Annotated in this window: 12 protein-coding genes; 3 read left to right on the forward strand and 9 right to left on the reverse strand. The window is 54.4% G+C overall.

All coding sequences use genetic code 11. The features are described from left to right. Positions 1-5 precede the first annotated feature (5 nt). The 9 genes from ACYQ8U_RS15535 to ACYQ8U_RS15575 all read right to left on the reverse strand — a co-directional run bounded on the left by ACYQ8U_RS15535 (position 6) and on the right by ACYQ8U_RS15575 (position 13,924). Positions 6-1,703, reverse strand: a complete 1,698-nt coding sequence (locus ACYQ8U_RS15535; protein ID WP_459946469.1) for an AMP-binding protein — start codon at positions 1,701-1,703, stop codon at positions 6-8. Positions 1,704-1,955: 252 nt separating this feature from the next. Continuing rightward, positions 1,956-2,360: a response regulator gene (locus ACYQ8U_RS15540; protein ID WP_459946470.1), complete on the reverse strand. Its 405-nt coding sequence runs from the start codon at positions 2,358-2,360 to the stop codon at positions 1,956-1,958. Between the two features lie 92 nt (positions 2,361-2,452). After that, positions 2,453-5,467: a DNA polymerase III subunit alpha gene (locus ACYQ8U_RS15545; protein WP_459946471.1), complete on the reverse strand. Its 3,015-nt coding sequence runs from the start codon at positions 5,465-5,467 to the stop codon at positions 2,453-2,455. A 12-nt stretch (positions 5,468-5,479) separates the two neighbouring features. After that, positions 5,480-6,685: a DNA polymerase Y family protein gene (locus ACYQ8U_RS15550; RefSeq protein WP_459946472.1), complete on the reverse strand. Its 1,206-nt coding sequence runs from the start codon at positions 6,683-6,685 to the stop codon at positions 5,480-5,482. Beyond that, positions 6,685-7,566, reverse strand: coding sequence for a DUF72 domain-containing protein (locus ACYQ8U_RS15555; RefSeq protein ID WP_459946473.1), 882 nt, complete (start codon positions 7,564-7,566; stop codon positions 6,685-6,687). The genes ACYQ8U_RS15550 and ACYQ8U_RS15555 overlap by 1 nt, the downstream gene beginning before the upstream one ends. Beyond that, the gene (gene lexA, locus ACYQ8U_RS15560; RefSeq protein ID WP_459946474.1) at positions 7,547-8,191 is read right to left on the reverse strand and encodes a transcriptional repressor LexA; all 645 of its coding nucleotides are present in this window, start codon (positions 8,189-8,191) and stop codon (positions 7,547-7,549) included. The genes ACYQ8U_RS15555 and lexA overlap by 20 nt, the downstream gene beginning before the upstream one ends. Before the next feature lie 201 nt (positions 8,192-8,392). Then, the gene (locus ACYQ8U_RS15565; protein WP_459946475.1) at positions 8,393-10,255 is read right to left on the reverse strand and encodes a lytic transglycosylase domain-containing protein; all 1,863 of its coding nucleotides are present in this window, start codon (positions 10,253-10,255) and stop codon (positions 8,393-8,395) included. 106 nt (positions 10,256-10,361) lie between these two features. Continuing rightward, positions 10,362-12,632 carry a PAS domain-containing sensor histidine kinase gene (locus ACYQ8U_RS15570; protein WP_459946476.1) on the reverse strand — a complete coding sequence of 757 codons (2,271 nt, stop codon included), beginning with the start codon at positions 12,630-12,632 and terminating at the stop codon, positions 10,362-10,364. 344 nt (positions 12,633-12,976) lie between these two features. After that, complete coding sequence (locus tag ACYQ8U_RS15575) at positions 12,977-13,924, reverse strand: Lcl C-terminal domain-containing protein (RefSeq protein ID WP_459946477.1); 948 nt, start codon at positions 13,922-13,924, stop codon at positions 12,977-12,979. Positions 13,925-14,081: 157 nt separating this feature from the next. On the opposite strand from ACYQ8U_RS15575, the gene glgX reads away from it, so the two are divergent. The 3 genes from glgX to ACYQ8U_RS15590 all read left to right on the forward strand — a co-directional run bounded on the left by glgX (position 14,082) and on the right by ACYQ8U_RS15590 (position 17,271). Beyond that, positions 14,082-16,184 (forward strand): glycogen debranching protein GlgX, encoded by a 2,103-nt coding sequence (gene glgX, locus ACYQ8U_RS15580; protein ID WP_459946478.1) that lies wholly within the window; start codon positions 14,082-14,084, stop codon positions 16,182-16,184. Between the two features lie 41 nt (positions 16,185-16,225). After that, entirely contained in the window at positions 16,226-16,381 is a 156-nt protein-coding gene (locus ACYQ8U_RS15585; protein ID WP_459946479.1) for a hypothetical protein, read from the forward strand. An 80-nt stretch (positions 16,382-16,461) separates the two neighbouring features. Continuing rightward, entirely contained in the window at positions 16,462-17,271 is an 810-nt protein-coding gene (locus ACYQ8U_RS15590; protein WP_459946480.1) for a DNA-binding protein, read from the forward strand.

The raw sequence follows: 17,271 nt of genomic DNA on the forward strand, positions 1-17,271 counted from the left end.
CTTTCCTAGCCGAGCATGGCATGCCCGACGTATAGATAGCGTTTGATCTTGTGCGTGGCCGTTTTGATAAAGGGTTCTCTTCGCTCAAAAATCTGGGCCAGCCGGGAGTACTTCGGCAGTTGTCCATTCAGTTCCGTCCGCATCGACTCAAGCAGGTTTTCAATATAGGCCCGCCGCTCAGTGCGGGAACTGCCGGCGGTCTGCTCATCAATGAACTCATAATCAGGATAGACCCAGGCTTCAATCTGGCCGTTGTTCTCGATCAGCAGGCTCTCAACGACCCAATGGTAAGTGTTTATTTTATGCTCAATTGCTTCCGGATAGACATTCTCCCCATTGGCCAGGACGATGACATTCTTTGATCGTCCGCAGACATGCAGATTGCCCGCTTTGTCTATAAACCCGAGATCCCCGGTCGAGAGCCAGCCATCTTTTGTCAACACCGCTGCAGTGGCCTCATCATCATCAAAATAGCCCCGCATGACATTGGCGCCACAGACAGTTATTTCCCCGATACCTGTCTCCGGATCCGCATCGGCTATTTTTACCTGCACCCCGGGAATCGGTTTACCGGTCGAGCCGATGGCGATGGTTTTGTCTCCCGCCGGCCCTCCGGCGATCAGGGGAGCAGACTCGGTCATACCGTAACCGACGAGATAGGGAAACCTGGCTTCATGGAGAAATTTTTCGACATCAGGATTCAGTGCCGCTCCGCCGATGCCCATTAACTGCAGGTTATCGCCAAAAAAAGTGAGCAGTTTTTTGCCGATCTTCCGGTAAACAAACTTCCTGCCCATGCCGAATCGGCACACCCCTTTCAACAGGCTGCTCTTTTCAATCTGCGGCAGGACCCTTTTTTTGTATATTTTCTCCATTACCAGGGGAACGGCAAAGATGGCAAAGGGTTTTTCATAGGCGCATAACTTCTGCAGGATGGCCGGGGTCGGTGTTTTTCCGGCGTAGGCGATACGGGCACCGCACAGCAGCGGCAGGATGAAGCCGCAGGTAAATTCATAGGTGTGCGACATGGGCAGAATAGACAGCCAGACCGCCCCCGGTTCGATCTTTTTTAACCCGGCTGCCGCATAGGCGTTGGCCGTGAGGTTTTTATGGCTCAACATCACCGCCTTCGAATACCCCGATGTCCCGGAGGTATACAGAATGGAGGCGAGATCATTTTCATTTACCGGCGGAAAAACAGGATGCTCCGCATTGTCCCTGAACGAAGCGAGGGCCTCGGCGAGATAATCGGTAAAGGGAGTAACGGCGACAACACTGATCTCCGCAGTATAGTCATCCAGGGTGATGATCGGGCCCTTCAGTTCCTGGCGCAGTTCGTATATTTTTTCGATCTGCTTCTGCGTGGTGAACAGCACCTTCACCTGCATCTCATTGAGGATGTGGTGCACATCGCTCTCCGGCAGATCGGGAAGGATAGGCACGGCAATGGCGCCCAGACGGACAATGGCGAGATAGGCCATGCCCCAGTTATGCGAATTTTCGCCGAGGATGGCGACATGATGACCTTTGCCGACTCCCTCGTTCTGCATGCGTGTGGCCAGGGCGAGGATACGCTCATGAAATTCCTCATAACTGAGAGGCTTTTCCATGGCCATGCCTATGGCAGGATTATCTTTGTACTTCGAACAGCTGGAATCAATCACATAATTGAGAGTCATGCCGACTTCTACAATTGAATTCATAGCTTACCTCGTATCTATCGCCCCGGCACGCTGTACTCTCGCGGTAATGAAGCAGATGAAGTTTTTTACTTAGCCATCCATATTTTATGGTTTTTACTAGCTGGTCAAAGTTATCGTTTCTGTCATTGCTGGACAACGTTGGATACTACACAATACGGGTTTTGTCGTCAATCGCCAAGGATCGCGGCACGATACAAAAGGCCATACCAAAGGGAATTTTCGGGGAATGGTGCAAGAATTTCTGGGCAGGGGTTAATAGTCGTCGGAACTCTCTAAGCTCTGTTCGTGCAAAAGCTTTTCCACGGCCTCGACGACTTGCTCTATGGCAAAGGGTTTGGCAATGGTGATCACCCGGTCGAGATAGCCGGCCACGGCAAGATAACGCTCCTTGGAGATAGTCCCGCCCCCCGAGATGGCAATCACCGGGAGCTCAGGCGCCTCCATCCGCAGATCGAGGATGGTCTGCAGACCATCCTTAATCGGCATAACCATATCGGTTATCACCAGGTCACAGGGATGCTGCTGAAATGACTCAACTCCTTCCTGGCCATTTTTCGCGACCGCCACCTCGTACCCATTCATTTCCAGAATTCTGCGAAGCAGGTCGAGGGCCGTCGGCTCATCATCTATAACAAGGATACGCTTCAGGTTGGTCATTGGATTATTTTATAATTTTATATGCGTTATATACGCCAAGCGGATGACTTTCTTCTGTTATACGCTACTTTAATTATTTTTCAAATCAAAAATTAACATGATCGAAGCGGGCGTACTGCATCGACGGTGAGGGTCAGCGCCCCAAAATCCACCTCGACCAGACCTCTCAGGAGATACCCTCTGCCACTCTGCAACATGTGGGCGTGGGTTCGATAGACTTCAGGGAAGAAGGTCGTTTCAAGTTGTCCGGTCTCATCTTCGAAGGTGAGAAATTCCATGGCCTCGCCGGTTCGTGTCGATACCAGCTTGCCGGTCAGCAACCAGGCTGCCAGCTGTACCCGCTGGCCGATGCGCTCCGCCAGAGCGGCCACTTTCTGTATTCCTTTGTTCTGATGAGTAAAAAATTGCAGGGGATGGTGGTCACAGAGAAAACCGAGAACCGCATACTCCCGTCGCAACCGGCTCTTTAGATCCGGCGGCGACAGCGGCGGCGCCGGTGGCAGTCTTACCTGAAAAAGTGACTGCCGCCGCTTATCCTGCAGCAGCCGCTGAAAACTCGCCCATTGCCACAGCAGAGCGGTTCGGTTCCCCTCCGGATGCAGACCGTCCAGGGCCCCGGCGTGGATAAGCGCCCGGGCTTCATTATCCGCCGGTTGCGTCCGTCGAAAAAAATCGCCGATATCGCGAAAGGGTTCCCGGCCGCGTTCGACAAGCAGCCGGTGCAAAAAACCATCGGACAAGCCATGAACACTCTGCAGCCCGACGCGTATTCGATCCTTTTTCCCCGTCCAACGGATGGTGCTTTTCTGTATATCCGGATGGAGAATCTTCAGCCCCAGCCTTTTCGCCTCGGAAACATAGGCAAAGGTTGAATAGTAGCCGCCCTGGTTGGCGATCACCGCGGCCATGAATTCCGCGGGATAGTGGCGTTTCAGATAGGCGGCCTGAAACGACACCCTGGCATAGGAGGCGGAATGCGGCTTACAAAAAGAATAGCCGTCAAAACTCATCATCATCTGCCATAGACGTTCCACTTCGGCAGGATCGACATGACGGCGGGCACAGCCGGTAAAAAACATCGTTTTATAATGCTCCAGACGGAGGATCTTGTCCTTTTTCGACAGCACCTTGCGCAGGCCATCGGCCTCACCATGGCTGAAACCGGCCAGGGCAACGGCAACCCTGGACACATCCTCCTGATACACCATCAGCCCGAAGGTATCGTCGAGGACATCGCCGATCTCCGGGCAAAGCGGCTGCCAGGTTCCCCCGTGCAGCCGCCGGACATATTCCCGGACGAATTCATTGGCCGCCGGGCGGATGATGGAGGACTGGATGACCAGTTGCTCGAAATCGCCGGTTCCGGCTTTCTTCTCCAGCAGGCGCATGGCCGGGCTCTCAATATAAAAACAGCCCATGGTCGCCCCGTCGGCAACCGCCATCCTGGTCGCCGCGTCATCTTCCGGCTGCCAGGTCTCCTCGTCAAGACAGATGCTGTCCGCGTTAATCGCCGCAATGCTGTCGCGAATAACGCCAAGACTTCTGTTGCCGAGCAGATCGATCTTCACCAGCCCGGCCTCCTCGGCCCCGTCCTTTTCCCACTGGATGATCGGCACCCCCTTCGCCGCCCACTCCACCGGCACATAACAACTGATCGGTTCCGGGGTAATCACCACCCCGCCCGGATGCACGGAGAGATAGCGCGGCACGCCGATCAGTTTTTCGGCCAGCGCCAGGATCTCCGGCCAGGGCGGGGAAAGATCCTCATCGCGCAGGGACGGCAGACAGACAAGAGACTGCTGCAGATTCCCGGTTCCGCCGGCATGCAGCCAGGGGATACGTTTGGTCACCCGGGAGATCTCGCCGCCGGGCAGACCGAAGGCTTTCGCCGTCTCCCGGATGGCCATACGAAGTTGAAAGAAGACATGATTGCAGACCATTGCCGCATGGCCTTGATAATCGCGCAAGACATCGGCGAGCACCTCATCGCGCTCATCCCAGGAAAAATCGATATCGATGTCGGGCGGGTCGGTCCGGCCCGGATTGAGAAAACGCTCGAAATAGAGGTTGTATTTGATCGGACAGACATTGGTGATGTCCAGGCAGTAGGCGACCAGCGACGCCGCCCCCGATCCACGGCCGCAGATCCGCCGTTTTTTGCGGTGCCCGTCCGCACCCTTACGGTGGACAATGTCCCGCACCACCAGAAAATAGGCGGAAAAGCCCATCTCCTCAATCACTTTCAGTTCATGCTCGAGCCGTTCGATGACCGGCTCGCCCAGGTCATCGCCGTACCTGTGCCTGGCCCCGAGATAGGCTTTTTGCCGCAGCACCAGTGCCGGCTGCCGGCCATCCCCGCCCCGCCAGGGCGGCATAACGACACCAAAGGCCGGGCCGGTGTAGATGCAGCTTGCGGCAATTTCTGCGGTGGCCTCCATCACCTCCGGCCAGACGGCAAATCTTCTGCGGTACACCTCTTTTTCGGCCAGCCAGTTGCTTGTCGCCGTGGTCTCCTGCCGCATCGCCTGGCTGATGGTCTTCCCTTCCCGGACCGCCTGCAGCAGGCAGTACAGCTGCCTGTCGTTTTCCTCCCCCATGGCGCTGTCGGCCGTGGCAACGGCGGCAAGACCCTGCTCCCGGGCAAAGGCACGAAGCGAGCGGCCAAGCGCATCGGGCCGGGCACCAAGGTCGGCCGCCGCCTGTAATCCCTGCTCTTTATATCTTTGCAGCAGATCGATATCCCGGCAAAGCACCAGCAGCCCGTCGGCCAAGGGAGCCACGTCATTCATCAGACTGAAACTGCCGGTCAAACTCCCGGTCATATGCCGCCTGGTCAGCAGGGTGCACAGGTTGGTGTAGCCGTCTGTATTCTGTACCAGGCAGGTGATGATTTTCCCCGAGCCGGGCTCGGAAATTTCCGCCCCGACGATCGGTCGCAACCCTTCACGCCGGCAGGCTTTGAGGAAATCCCACAGGCCATAGAGATTGTCCCGGTCGGTCATGGCCAGACCAGTATAGCCCAGCTCTTTGGCCCGGCGGCAAAGGGCCGCGGGGGAACTGGTCGCCTGCAGGAGAGAATAATAGGACCGGACACGAAGGGGCAACATAAGAGAAGAGATTTACTGGTTTCCTGGATACTGCCGACCGACACCGATAACTCCGTGACCAAAGCGCCGGCGCAGAGTATCCATGGCCCCGGTGACCTGTTGCTGCCGGCATTGCCCATTCTCCGCTGCCGGTTCGGCAAAAAGTGCCAGCTGAGGCGACCTCCGCTGCAGGCGGTCGCAGACCAGACGGCAGCTGCGAATTCTCGTCCGCCTCGTCCAGGCGCGCTGCAGGGCGGTCAGAGCCAGGGTCTGCAGCAGGACATCACTGGAGGTTCCGACCTTGCAGGAGGCCTGGCGGACCACCTGGCCGCCGTCGGAATATCGCAGCCAGACCCCTACCCGCCTGGCCACCTGCCGCTGCGTGCGCAACTGGAAACCGGCCCGACTGACCAGTGCGGCAACCACCCCTTGCAGCTGCTGCTCATCGTTGGTGTCGTCGGCAAAGGAGTGTTCGTAGTCGAGACTCTCCCCATCCGCGGCAGGCCCGCAGACCCTGCTGGCATCGACACCGCGGCTGGCGGCATGGAGATAGTCACAGCGGCTGCCGAAAGGGACCATCAGCTGGTCGCGGTTCAACCCGGCCAGCGCGCCAATGGTGGTCAGGCGAAACTCCTGTAACTTCAAGAGCTCGCTTGCGGACAATCCGGGCAGGAGCTGGATGGGCAGCGGGGCAAGAAAGATGGCCTCGTCGCCGGCGGTGACGATATATTCCCCCACCGGCTTCACCAGCCGGGAGGCGACCTTGGCCACCAGTTTGCTGGTGCCGAGGGTCCAGATCGGATTGATGCCGAGGCTGGTGCGCACATGGCGACGCACCCGCCAGCCGACATCGGGAGCCGGGCCATACAGCCGGTGGGTGCCGGTCACATCGACAAAAAAATGGCCATCCGCCCGGCCGTATTCGATAAGCGGGGAATAGCCCTGCAGCTCCTTCAAAAAGGCCTGCATCGCCTTGTGATACAGGCTGACACGGGGGGCAAGAAGTTCCGCACCCCGACAGATCCTCGTCGCCTGCCTGAGCGGCATGCCCTTGCGCACCCCTTCGCCGTACGCCTCTTCACTCATGTCGTAGACCACCGCCCGTGCCGCCTGCAGCGGGGCAATAATCAGCGGCCGCTGCCGCAGACGGCTGTCGCTGACCCGTTCGACGGCAACGGCAAAATCAGCGACATTAAAATGAAGCACCGCCCGCTCGCGCAGTCTGAACCCCTCAGCCATCAGCGTTCCCCGGGCGGTAAACCGGCAAGGATTGCCACCAGTTTCCTGCCGTTTTTCGGGGCCTGGGCCCGGACATGGTTGTTAAAAAGCAGGATGCCCCGGTCGGCCCGGGCGGCCATGGCATAGAGGTACCTGTCGCACCAGGCGCGCAGCTCTTCGTCGGAATAGTCGTAATTGAATTTTTTCTGCATATTGCCCGATTGCCAGCCCTCTTTGTTCCGGCCGTGAAAACGCACATAGAACAGGGCCGGATTGGTCACCACATCAAGAGACGGGAACAGCCCGGGCAGCAAGGGCTCATCGACGGCAACCAGGGTTACCCGGCGCCGTTCCAGCTCGGCAAAGACCGGATCGGTGGCCCAGGAACCGTGGCGAAACTCCACCGCAACCGGCACATCATGCAGCCCGTCGAGCAGTGCGGCCAGATAGGTACGGTTGGCAATGGAACGATCAAAGTCGGGCGGCAGCTGAATCAGTACGGCGACAAGACGCTTGCGCAAAGGGGCGATGCCCTGCCGGAAAAGACGCAGCTGCTCCCGCCAGTTGTCCGCCCGCTCGTGGGTCATGGTCCGCGTCAGCTTGGCGGCAAACAACAGATGCGCCGGGGCCTTTTCCACCATACGGGCCAGGGCGTCGGCCCGGGCCATCTGATACCAGGTATAATTCAGCTCGACCACCGAGAAGCAGCGGCCGTAGAGGCCGAGCATCGCCGCGCTCTTCGTCCCCTGCGGATAAAAGCCGCTATCCACCCATTCGGTATAGGAATAGCCGCAGGTGCCGACATACACCGGACAGCTTTGAGCAGGAGCGCCTCCGACCGGTCCCGGAGCAAGGGCAAGGTCCACCCTGGCCGGGCAGATATCACTCTCGCCGCGCACCATCGAACTCCGCATGTCTGCCCCGGATCACCCCGACCACCTTGCCCTGGATGAGCAGCTCGCTGAACGGGTAGCACATCACCTGAAAGTCATCATTGGCGGGTCGAAGTTCAATATGGTCGGCATAGAGGAAAAAACGTTTGACCGTCGCCTCCTCCCCTTTGATAAGAACGGCGACGATTTCGCCGTTTTCCGCGTACTGCCGAGGTTCACAGACGACCAGATCGCCATCGAGGATGCCGGCATCCTGCATCGACCGCCCCTTGATGCGCAGACAAAAGAGGTTATCACCGGGAAAGACCGAACTGTCAACCACCACCGTGCCCTCCCACTCCTGCTGGGCATACATGGGCAACCCGGCGGTAACCCGACCGACAATGGGCAGCTCCCGCCCCGCCCCGGCACTCCTGCTCTCCCGGGGCTTGGGATAGAGGCAAACAGTCCGGCCATAATAGCCTTCCCGCTCGAGCACGTTTTTCTTTTCCAGTTGATTCATCAGCTGGGCCACCGCCGTATGGCTGACGCCCAGGTCAACGGCAGCCTGGCGCAAGGTCGGTATACGTCCCTCCTCATCCATTCGTTCCATCAAATAGTCCAGTAATTGTCTCTGCTTGTCGGTAAGTTGCATCTTGCCCCCATATGTACATGTACATTTCTCTCAATTGTACATGTACATATTTTTTTGTCAATGTACAATTTCTGTCTGCAGACAGACAAATATGAACCAAAGGGACAAACTGCTTTTGCCTGGGAGGTTGTCCGAGAAAATACGGAGGACTACTTGAAATTTTAACCTTGCCACGAAGGAGCCGGCCTGGTCATCTCTTGCTCAGAAACATTTTGCTACATGCTGCCAGTCGTTCTTGACTACCCACTGGAGCTTTTCAGCAAACAGCAGATCGCTCCGGTAATGTTTGCCGGTTTTTTCCCTGGCGAGAAATTTCCGGTACTCGCCCGGGCCGCCGTTATACATGGCATATACGACCCGGGAGAGGAGATTCGTGTCGGCGCCTTTTCCCCAGACCGGGTCCTTCAAGGCATATTTGCGCAGATACAGATCGACGATTTCACACCCGGCCAGGGCGTTGTACCGAATATCCCAACGCAGGCGACCGCGATCATATATCCCTCGCCAGACCCTTTCATTAATCTGCATCAAGCCCACCGAGGTCTGGTTATACGAGAGCAGATAGGTGAGTTTGTTCTTTTTTTCGACAAACTGGCGAAAGCAGCTTTCCTGCCAGGCGAGTGCAGGGATGAGACGTGTAAACATGTGCTGGAGATGGCTGGGAACGCCGCCTCTGGACAAAACCGCAGCGGAACTGTCGGCGAGAACGGCCTTGACCCTGGCCATATATTCCGCCACGTTGTCCTTCGGTGGTTTCCACTGCAGAATCTCGGCAAAATTCGGCGGCTCAGCACCATATGCCGGGCGGAGAAAAAAATCGAGCAGCTGGGAAAGAGGCGCCACATCCAGCTCTTCTGCCGGGATATCGATTTCCTGTAACTCGTCGAGGGGATCGACTTCTTCCTCCATCGGCGGCAACTGCAGCAGCTCCCTGAGCTGCTTATCCAGTTGCGAACTGTAGGGGAGAGTCGTCTGTGTTCCCACAAGCATTCCGGCCAGGCGCAGCAAGCCCTGTTGACTGATCTCCATGCCGACAGTCGGCCCCATCCGGTCAAAAACCGCCAGGGCATCGGCGGCGGTAAAAAAGGCCAGATAGCCAAGACTGCTTGCCGAAGGTTGCCGATACAGCTGCCTGCGAAAGACAGGTGCCAGCTGTTGCCAGGCCTGGACAAACTGCAACCTGACAAAATCTTTTTCAAAATTCTCCCGGTCAAGGGCGGCAATAAAGACAGAGCGGGTATCAAGCAATACCTCGATAAGGATCTGCCGGTCTTCCGGGTGGAGCGGCTGGGCGGCTATGGTAACAAGCAGCCGTACCAGCAAGGCGTCCCATGTTTCCCAGAGCTGGATCAACTGTTCACGTTCTTCCGTCGTCAAACCAGCTTCCGCCTGCTCCTCATCGAGCTCAAAAACCTCCTCAACCTCGGCATGCAGTTCGACCACGACAGCCTCTTCGCCGACCTCGATCCGTCCTCCACGCACACTGTCAAGCATAGCCTGGGCCGGTCGCTGCGCATCCTCATGAAAAATTCGCTCCAGAAAGAAGCGCAACTCCGATACCGGCGGAGCGAGATCGAGATGCAGCCGTTCAAGATGTGCATACACCCTGGGTTTGGCAAATTCCCACAGGATTCCGGCAATGGTCGCAGGCGTGCGGGACAAGGTCAGAAGACGTGAATCAACAGTTTGAAAAGAAAGGGCAAAAGTCTGACCGTCAAAGATCGGCTGCTGCAACAGCTCCAGATAGCCATGCCACTCGAGAGGGGCAAGACAGGTCTCGCCAAGTTTTGTGCCGACCTTAATATCCAGCTTTACTTCAAGGCGCAACAGTTTCTCCGCTGCTGAGAAATTCGGCTCCGAGATTCTGACATACGTGCAATCTCCAGGTTTTCCGGTTATCTCAGCGCTCTGCTCCTCGTTGAGAAAAAAGTTGTGCCGCAATAGAGAGGTCAACAGACTGTGATCCAGGGTCAGCGGCAGGACAACATCGATCGCATGCCCGGAAGAGGCGGACAGAACCAGCCAGAGCAATGTCGCGACAAGAATTTTCAGTGATTTCTGCATATTTTTTGCTGCTGTTTCAGCCCCCTCGAATCCCATAGAATGAACCTATGAAATTACCCTTTTGTCTACCTGATGGGAGGCAGGATAGAATCAGCCCTCTCCATTTTTAACGTGCCGCAGCTTTGATGGGAAGCAGGACGGTGAATGTTGCGCCTTCACCAGGCTGGCTGTCAACACGAAATTCTCCGTGATGTTTTTTGATGATCCCGTAGCTGACCGACAAACCCAACCCGGTTCCCTTGACTTCGGGTTTGGTGGTGAAAAAAGGCCGAAAGATATGTTCCATTTCCCCTGGTTTTATGCCAACTCCATTATCCTTGATTGCCACCGCCACTCTGTCATTTTCCTGCCAGGTGCTGACCGTGATAACACCGCCGCCCTTATGGCAGGCATCGGCTGCATTGGTCAGCAAATTGAGAAAAACCTGTCTGATTTGATCCGAAACTGCCATGATCTGCGGCAGATTCTCCGCATAGTTGAGTACCACGGAAATCTGTTTGCTATTAAAATCACTTTTTTGCAAAATCATGATGGCGTCGAGCGAATTGTGGACATCCGTCAACGTTTTTTTGCCCGAGGAGGGTCGGTTAAAATCACGGAGACTGAGGATCAAGTTCTTCATCCGTTGACATTCATGGAGAGCCAGGTCAACGAGTTCAACTTCTTCTTTCTCCAGGGGAGCATACTTTTTTACCCCTCTGATAATAGTCATGACACTCTGTAATGGGTTGTTGAATTCATGCGCGATGGACGCCGACAACTTGCCGATTGCCGAGAGCTTTTCCGCATGCAGATACTGTTTTTGGGTTTCTTGCAGCTCGAGTGTCCGTTTTTCGACGATCATTTGAAGGTCGTCTTTGAGAGCCTGAAGCTTCTCTTCGGCACGAAATTTGGCCAGGGCCACCACTAAGTAGCCCGCCAGTCGTTCCAACAGGGCAATGGTTTCAAGGTTGAATCGTCCTTTACTCCGGTCGTTCAGCTGGAGAAGCCCCAACCGTTCCGTACCAAGTATCAGTGGGATCAGGGCTACCGACTCGTACCCCTCGCCATTACAACGATTGCGTGTACGGGACTGCCGGTCCGCTGCCGAGGTGGAAGCGAGCAGTTCGGTGGTGCAGTTGCTCCAGAAGCTTCCCTGTGCCGTGAAAAATGGTTTTGAAGGATCAATGCGACCGCAGATGACGTTACCGCACATACATTCGAGCACAGGGTTGCCGGCACTGTCGTAGATCGGGTGCCCGGCCTCGTCGCGGGTGCAGAGCCAGTTTTCGGCGAGAACGAACTCTTCTGGAAAACCCCGCGTCTCGTAATAGGGATAGTCATTCTCCTTTTTCAGACGGATGCCTACAGCTTCGCAGCCTGTTTGTTTTTGAATAAAGGCTGTTGCCGCATGGATCAGTTCTACGCTTCCCCGGCTATCGTTGATAAAACGCAAAAATTCGATTGTGGCCTCTCGCTCATTCTCGATCTGTTTTCGCTGGGTAATGTCCTCATACGTCCCCAGTAAACCAATTATTTTATTGTTTGCGTCACGTATCGGCACTTTAGAGGTCAACAGCGTAATGTGCCGACCTTCGGGTGTCGTCTGGGGTTCCTCATAATTCAGTTTTGGGTTTCCTGATGTCATTACCACAAGATCATCTGCCCTGTACTGAGCTGCCTGCTCCTCCCACCCCAATGTGTAATCATCACTGCCAATCAATGTTTCTGAACTGTTTAATCCAGCATCTTGAGCGAACAACCGATTACACCCCAAATAGTGCAAACTAAGATCTTTCCAAAAAAGACGTACAGGTATTGTATCCAGGACCAACTGCAAAAACGTGTAGGTTTCTTTGTTTTTTTGTTCGCTTACCTTCAAGGTATCTTTAACGTGTTTACGCTCCGTGACGTCATGCAAAGTAACAAAGACTTGATAAGGATGACTTTCCCCTGCTTTGAATTGAGGGACAGCATTGATGTTGAGCCAAACATACTCTTTCTTTTTGGGATTGTAGACAGCGGCTAAGAAATCATGGACCGGTTGACCGGATGCCAGTGCAACCATTGAGGGATGCTGGCTGCCTGACAGATGTGATCCATCTTCAGCAATCACATGCCAATCAGGATCCATGGACGTCTTGCCCATAAATTGATCTCTACTCAGCCCGAACATCTCAAGTACGGCTGAATTACAATCGATCAATACTCCGTCGGATCGCTGGTAAAATGCGCCTTGGGCCATGTTCTCAAAAAGGGATTTGTATTTTGCTTCGCTTTCAGCCAAATCAATATCTGCTTGCTTACGAAGCTCGACATCTTTTTGATTTGAAGTCCTTTTCTGAGCTTCAAGTTCACGGATCTTTTGTTCTAATTCCTCATACGTCGGCTTGAGCATGTATCTCCTCAGTGGATTTTCAATACATGAGGTACAGACTACTTTGTAAAGATTATACCAGAATTACCTGTTTTAGTGAGAGAGTACCAGGGAAAATAGTGCTGATTGCCAATTACGTTGTACTACAGTGGGAGGGGTTATCATTCACCGCCAGTGACAATCGCATTGTTAGTCAGGATACTTTTGGATGGGATCGTTTGTGTTTCCAGAATTCAATGAAATAATTTCGACTTGATCTGATACACCACTCAAAAAGATGAGGGGTGTCGGTTCTGCTTAAAGCCAATACCGGCAGCCCTCATTGTTCCTGGTCCCAGGATATTTTCTGCACCTCAACAAGACAATCAGGTAACAGTGCGAACCAGCCGGCCGAACCCTCCCGGGATAGTTCCCGAGGACCAGAAGGCCCGGCCCTGTTTATAATCAACAAACCAGTAGCCGCCCGGTTTTCGCTGGGCGGCGACGAAGATAAACGGCTGTTCCTTGGAAAAGCACGGCTGCAGAAAAACACCCTTGCTGTTTTTCACCGGTTCCATCAGCGACATGGCCTCTTCCATGCTTGGCAAGCGCCAGTCGGAAAAGCCGGCAAAAGTATTTTTATTCAGTTCTTCGATATTTCTTTGCATGGTGCGGATGGAATTGATATCAAGGCCATCCCGCTGCCACATAAGCGATGTGCGCTGATCAACAATCACCGCCGGGTCCGTTGTCCTGACGAAAGAATTATCAAACCTTCCGGACGGATTGTATTCCGAGTCAAAAAAATTCCATTTTTTCAGCACATCACCAATCTGATCGTCATTGATAATGACAAAATCCGGTTGCGATGGCAGAACAACCGTGTCCCCGGTAAATACATGTTCAGAAGCAGCGGGAAGCGGCAGGCCCATGTCCTCTTTGTGGATGACGGCAACGGTCGGCACGATAAACCGCGAGTCGCCTCCGTCGAGAACGTTCGCTATGAGCCACTGCTTAATATGTTCATCAATGGCATAACTTTTTTCAAAAATGGACGAGCTGCCCTGGCTCTTGACACACTGCTTGATAATTTCCTGCGGCGCTTTTATTTCCGCGATAATCTTCGCGTGTTTTACCGCCCTTTCCATAAGACAAAGTTTTGGCTCATCCCCCCAGTTATCGACGAAAAAATAATAGACGCACTCTTCATTGTTTCTTACTCGTTCACGACCGCCCCATGACTCAAAGGTGCCAAAAGAAATATCCGGGCTCATCTCCCAATCTATAGGACTGATGACCTGATCGCCGATTTTTACCTTGTGAAACATACCCATAGCTTTCTCCATATGTTTACATGCATGCCTAATTTATCACTGCCGGCCATATATGGTTCCCATATTATCATGGCTGGAGTAACATTGTCCGACCAGTCAGCACATTTCCGCCTGCTCCCACTTATTATCCTACAAAATAGTAGTAAGCATTATTGATATGTCTACAGAGAAAAGACCGGATATACGAAAAAGAGGCTATCCTCTGCCCGGAGGCGTCACCAGGTTGCAGGAGGGCATAAACTTTGCCATCTTTTCGCGCCATGCCACCCGGGTGACCCTGGTCATCGACTACCGACCAAAAGACGCCAAGGTACTTAAACGCCTTGAGTTTGAGCTCGACCCCCTCGAGAATCGTACCGGCGACATGTGGCATATTCTTCTGACCACCCATCAACAGAACTTCAGCTACGGCTATCGCATAGACGGTCCGCCACACAAGGCCGGCAATGGCCTGCGCTATGATTACGCAACAATCCTCATCGATCCGTACAGCATGGCACTCCTGCCGAGGAAATGGGGCGTCGCTGCCGCATACGGCCGGAAACCCTGCTGCAGAATCGTGCAGCATGATTTTGACTGGCAAAAGGATCGTCCACTGCGAACGCCGTTATCCGAAACCATCATCTACGAGCTCCATGTACGCGGTTTTACCAACGACAGCAGTTCCGGAGTCGCTGCGCCGGGGACCTACCTGGGAATTATCGAAAAGATCCCCTACCTGAAAAGCCTCGGTATAACCGCGGTCGAACTCATGCCGGTCACCGAATTCGACGAAAATGATACCGTTTTTCGCAACCCGGATACCGACGAGCCCCTGAAAAACTTTTGGGGCTACAACCCTATATCCTTTTTTGCCGTCAATTCCGGCTACGCCGATAATCCGGCACAGGCCATCGATGAATTCAAGACCATGGTTCTGTCCCTGCATCAGGCCGGAATCGAAGTCTATCTTGATATGGTCTACAACCATACGGGAGAGGGAGGGCACGGCGGTACAACCAGCAGTTTTCGAGGAATTGACAACCCGATTTACTACCTCCTCGACGAGAAGAGTAATTACCTTAATTTCTCCGGCTGCGGCAACACAATAAATTGTAATCACCCGGTGGTTCGCCATCTCATCCGCGATTCCCTGCGCTTCTGGGTCACCGAGATGCATATCGATGGTTTTCGGTTCGACCTCGCCTCAATATTCGGCCGGGACCAGCAGGGGCGCGTTCTGGCCAACCCGCCGATGATCGAGGCAATCGGCGAGGATCCGGTGCTGCGCGACACGAAAATGATCGCCGAAGCCTGGGACGCGGCAGGGCTCTATCAGGTCGGTTCGTTTTCCACCGACCCCCGCTGGGCGGAATGGAATGGTCGCTTCCGCGACGATGTACGGGCATTCATGATCGGCAGGAAGGATACGGTGACGCACCTGGCCACCCGTATCGCCGGCAGTTCCGACCTGTATCAGTCAAGCGGCCGCGGCCCGTTGTGTTCGATTAATTTTCTCACCAGCCACGATGGCTTTACCCTGCGTGACCTGGTCAGCTTCGACCATAAACACAACCGGGCAAACGGCGAAGATAATCGCGACGGCGATAACCACAATCTCAGCTGGAACAGCGGCCGGGAGGGCCTTGCCGCTCCGGCCGCTGTTGAGCGGCTCCGCCTGCGCCGCATGAAAACCTTTACCGTCCTGCTGCTTCTTTCCCAGGGCGTGCCGATGATCTGCGCCGGAGACGAATTCGGCCGCACACAAAACGGCAACAACAACGCCTGGTGTCAGGACAACCGGACCAGCTGGCTGGACTGGTCTTTTTTAGAAACAAACAAGGATTTTCATCGATTCTTTAAAAAATGCATCGCCCTCCGCAAAGGTCATGTTCTCTTCCGAAGAGATGACTTTTTCCAGCCCGTGGACCAGGTGGTTGATGAACAGCAAGCGGTATCGACAGTCACCTGGCAGTACCTCACCCCCGGAGTGCAGAACTGGTCACCCGACTGCCATGGCCTGGCTTTTCTCCTGAGCCCGGCTGCCGACGGGGGGAAATCGAGCGACTTCTTCATTATGCTCAACGGCAGCAAGGACCAGACATTGTCTTTCAGGGCCCCCGAACCACCGGGCAAAGGAAGGGCCTGGTATAAAATCATCAACACAGCGGCAAAATCGCCAGGAGATGCGGTCTCCCTTATTGATGCGCCACCACATTTGGCCAAAAGGAACATCGCCATCCCGCCCTTCGGCTGCGTTGTTTTGCAATCGGATTTTTAGTGCCTTGCAGTTTATTTCCCGTTTACCGGGGGTATAGACAGATGTACAATGCGTTTTCCTCCCTTAAAGTAAAACGATTGAGCGATACGGATCAACCGATTTTCAGGAAGATGGGGGTACATCTCACCGAAGCGGCCTATGCAATATGGACACGGGCCCCGCTCGAGCATATTGCCTTTCTCATTGAAAATGACTAATATGTTCGTTCGTCAGCCCAGGAGGCTGTCGGATTATAGCGACCACAGCAATTCGACTATTTCTATAAAGGAGTTTTTTGATGCATCGTAAACTTGTCTTGCCGATACTCAGCGTACTGTTTTCTTTCACTCTCTTCTTCCAGCCCCAACAGGGTATGGCGATGCCGAAAGCAGAATCCCCATCCGGTGCCCCAGCTATTACCGAAACAATGACCGGAACCATTCTGGAAACAATGAACGCCTCCGGATATACCTATATGCTCATTGACAGCGGCGACCGGAAAACCTGGGTGGCAGTTCCGGCAACCACCGTTGAAAAAGGCGCTACCGTCAGCTACTACGACGGCATGGTCATGGAAAATTTTACCAGCAAAACCCTTGATCGAACCTTTGACGCCGTTGTTTTTAGTCCAGGATTGGCAGATGAAAAAGCACACCCGGCCGGACAGACAGCAGCGGACGATTCTTTTTCCGCCGCCATCAAGGCGGAGAAATCAACCGCCATACCCGATGCGGCAATGGCACTCTCCGCCGGCAGTGCCGGAGCGATTGCCCCGCTTGAAGAAATTTCCATAGAAAAAGCCACGGCAGAGAACGGCTATACCGTCGAAGAAATATTTACCAAGGCAAAGGAACTGGCCGGTAAAAAAGTGCAGGTACATGGCAAGGTGGTCAAGTTCAGTCCGATGATCATGGGCAAAAACTGGGTACATCTGCAGGATGGCACCGGTGACCCGATGCAGAACAGCCATGATTTGGTGGTTACTACCGGAGAAACTGTTGCCGTAGACAGTATCATCACCATTGAGGGAATCCTGGCTGCCGAAAAAGATTTTGGCGCGGGGTACAAATACGCCGCCATCGTTGAAGACGCCGCCGTCATCAAATAA

Source organism: Desulfocastanea catecholica (assembly GCF_054657295.1).

Bases quoted from the DNA above. Each gene is read 5' to 3' on its own strand.
- ACYQ8U_RS15585 (WP_459946479.1), top strand. From the start codon at position 16,226: ATGTACAATGCGTTTTCCTCCCTTAAAGTAAAACGATTGAGCGATACG.
- ACYQ8U_RS15535 (WP_459946469.1), bottom strand. From the start codon at position 1,703: ATGAATTCAATTGTAGAAGTCGGCATGACTCTCAATTATGTGATTGAT.
- ACYQ8U_RS15545 (WP_459946471.1), bottom strand. From the start codon at position 5,467: ATGTTGCCCCTTCGTGTCCGGTCCTATTATTCTCTCCTGCAGGCGACC.
- lexA (WP_459946474.1), bottom strand. From the start codon at position 8,191: ATGCAACTTACCGACAAGCAGAGACAATTACTGGACTATTTGATGGAA.
- glgX (WP_459946478.1), top strand. From the start codon at position 14,082: ATGTCTACAGAGAAAAGACCGGATATACGAAAAAGAGGCTATCCTCTG.
- ACYQ8U_RS15575 (WP_459946477.1), bottom strand. From the start codon at position 13,924: ATGGGTATGTTTCACAAGGTAAAAATCGGCGATCAGGTCATCAGTCCT.
- ACYQ8U_RS15565 (WP_459946475.1), bottom strand. From the start codon at position 10,255: ATGCAGAAATCACTGAAAATTCTTGTCGCGACATTGCTCTGGCTGGTT.
- ACYQ8U_RS15550 (WP_459946472.1), bottom strand. From the start codon at position 6,685: ATGGCTGAGGGGTTCAGACTGCGCGAGCGGGCGGTGCTTCATTTTAAT.
- ACYQ8U_RS15570 (WP_459946476.1), bottom strand. From the start codon at position 12,632: ATGCTCAAGCCGACGTATGAGGAATTAGAACAAAAGATCCGTGAACTT.
- ACYQ8U_RS15555 (WP_459946473.1), bottom strand. From the start codon at position 7,566: ATGGTGCGCGGCGAGAGTGATATCTGCCCGGCCAGGGTGGACCTTGCC.
- ACYQ8U_RS15540 (WP_459946470.1), bottom strand. From the start codon at position 2,360: ATGACCAACCTGAAGCGTATCCTTGTTATAGATGATGAGCCGACGGCC.
- ACYQ8U_RS15590 (WP_459946480.1), top strand. From the start codon at position 16,462: ATGCATCGTAAACTTGTCTTGCCGATACTCAGCGTACTGTTTTCTTTC.